This is a genomic window from Streptomyces sp. NPDC047981 (assembly GCF_040653315.1).
Classification (GTDB): domain Bacteria; phylum Actinomycetota; class Actinomycetes; order Streptomycetales; family Streptomycetaceae; genus Streptomyces.
The window spans coordinates 1-2,178 of record NZ_JBEZNQ010000189.1; the positions used below are offsets into that span (position 1 = coordinate 1).

At 76.5% G+C, this 2,178-nt stretch carries 3 protein-coding genes; 2 read left to right on the plus strand and 1 reads right to left on the minus strand.

The window, feature by feature from the left end; genetic code table 11:
• The coding region (locus AB0E14_RS39635; protein ID WP_362430426.1) for a helix-turn-helix domain-containing protein at positions 1–885 on the plus strand (885 nt) is incomplete at its 5' end.
• A gap of 69 nt (positions 886–954) precedes the next feature.
• Here AB0E14_RS39635 and AB0E14_RS39640 read toward each other — a convergent pair.
• Positions 955–1,602: a hypothetical protein gene (locus tag AB0E14_RS39640; protein WP_362430429.1), complete on the minus strand. Its 648-nt coding sequence runs from the start codon at positions 1,600–1,602 to the stop codon at positions 955–957.
• Positions 1,603–1,786: 184 nt separating this feature from the next.
• Here AB0E14_RS39640 and AB0E14_RS39645 point away from each other — a divergent pair.
• Positions 1,787–2,178, plus strand: a 392-nt coding sequence (locus AB0E14_RS39645) for a helix-turn-helix transcriptional regulator (RefSeq protein ID WP_362430432.1), incomplete at its 3' end; no start/stop codon positions are given.

Below are 2,178 nucleotides of genomic sequence, written 5' to 3' on the forward strand. Positions count from 1 at the left end.
GGGGTCGTCGGCCCCCGGCCCGGCGGCCCGGCCACGGCGAGCGGCGAGGGCGACGGGCTGCGGCTCGCCGCGTACGCGCTCGGCGGCGGCGACGGGCTGACCCTCGGGGTCGCGACCGAGAGCCGGGAGCCCGGGGACCACACGATCGCGGGCGTGGCGGTCGTCCTGCTCTCGCTGCTGACCGCCCCGCACCGGGGCGCGGACGTCTCCGGCCGTGACACGGCCCTGGTCCGGCTGCTCCTCGGGGCCGAGGTCGAGGAGGCCGCGCGGGCGCTCGGCCCCGGCCCCTGGACGGTCGTCCACGCCCGGGGCGGCGACGGCACCCCGTTCGCGGCCCCGAGCCTGGGCGCGGCCCTGGGGACCGCCCTGGTGGACGCGGGCGAGGGCGGTGGGGGCGAGGGTGGGCGCGCCGACGTGGAGGTGGGGAACAGCGGGCCGGACGGCACCCCCGTGTCCGTCCGGCTCCTGCTCCCCACCTCCTCGCCCGTGACCGCCCAGCCCGGCTGGACCCTCGGGGTCAGCGCCCCCGTCGAGGCCGGCGACCTGGCGGCGGGCGACGCGCAGGCCGCCCGGGCGCTGCGCCGGGCCGAGGCGAGCCGTACGGACCTGGTGCGCCACCGGCCCGCCGGGTTCGGCGGGCTGTTGGACGGGGCGGAGGCGACGGCGTACGCGCGGACCCTGCTCGCGCCCCTCCACGAGCCGCTGACCGAGACCCTGCGCACCTGGCTCTCGCTGCACGGCAGCTGGGACCGCACGGCCGTCGCCCTGGACATCCACCGCAACACCGTCCGCCAGCGCATCGCGCGCTGCGCGACGCTCCTGGCCACGGACCTGGACGATCCGGACGTCCGGATGGAGCTGTGGTTCGCCCTCGGCCGGCTCTGACCCTTCGGACCAGGTCGGGTCGCGTCGGGTCGGGTCGGGTCGGGTCGGGTCGGATCAGGTCATGTCAGGTCAGGGCCAGAGCTTGTTCACGGCCGTCCGGGTCGTGGTGGTGAAGGCGGCCACCGGGGCGTCCACCAGGTCGCCCATCTGCCCCCACTGGACATAGGTGACGGTCCGCCCGTCCCGGCCGACCGAGAAGAGGTGGATGTCCGTGTTGCCGATCTCGCGGTTCGCGGTGTCGAGGCTGTAGACGTACGCGCCCTCCTCGACCGCCACCTTCCCGTGGAACCGGCTGCTCGCGTCCACCTCCGGATACTCCCGCTCGATCCGCTCCCCGCAGCTGAGGAGCGCCTGGCGCAGCCGGTCGACGAACGCGGCGGCCTTGGCCTCGGTCGCGGCGACGGTGGTGACCTGGACGCCGCCGGTGTCCAGCTCGGTACGGAAGACGCGGTGCCGGGTGCCGGCCACCGGGAACGCGTCCGGGCTGCAGAACACGCCCGCCTCCGGCAGCCCCGAGGTCACCGGGTCGGCCGTCCACGGAGTGCTGGACGGCGGCATCTGGGCGGGCGACAGGAAGGCCGGCCGGGTGGCGGCAGCGGCGGCGGCAGCCGCCGAGGACGCCGTCGGCGCGGCGGTCGCGGAAGGCGCGGCGGCGAGCGCGACGAGGCCGAGGACGGCGGCGCCGGACGCGGCGACGACGGAACGGAACGTGATCATGATGGGCATCCCCCTGTGACGTGCGGGTGCACGGACGTGCGGACGTACTGGCGTACGGGTCGTCAAGACACCACCAGCGTCCGGGCGTTGCACCGGCCCGGGCAAGAGCGGCACGTACGCACGCCGTGCCGGAACCGTTCCACCCCCGCTGACGTGGGAGTACGCAGAAGGGGGTGGAACGCCCGTGGGAAAGACCAAGGACCCGGCGGTCGACGAGCTGGCCCGGCAGGTACGCGCGCTCAAGGAGCGTTCGGGCCGCAGCTACGGCTCGCTCGCGCGCCGCCTCAACGTGAGCACGTCCACGCTCTTCCGGTACTGCTCCGGGGAGACCGTGCCGGAACGGTTCACCGTGCTCGACCAGCTGGCCCGGCTCTGCGGGGCGACGGAGGACGAGCGGCGCGCACTCCGGCAGGCGTGGACACGCGCGGACGAGGTACGGCGCCCACCCGTGCCGCCGGCGATGCCGTTACGGATGCCGGCGCCCGAACCCGTACCGCCGCCCACCGCGCCCACCGGCACCCCTCGGCCGCACCGGCGCCCCGCCCGGGCCGCCGCCGCGGCGGTCGCCGCCCTGGC

Coding starts and splice junctions, on each gene's coding strand:
- AB0E14_RS39640 (WP_362430429.1), bottom strand. CDS start 1,602: ATGATCACGTTCCGTTCCGTCGTCGCCGCGTCCGGCGCCGCCGTCCTC.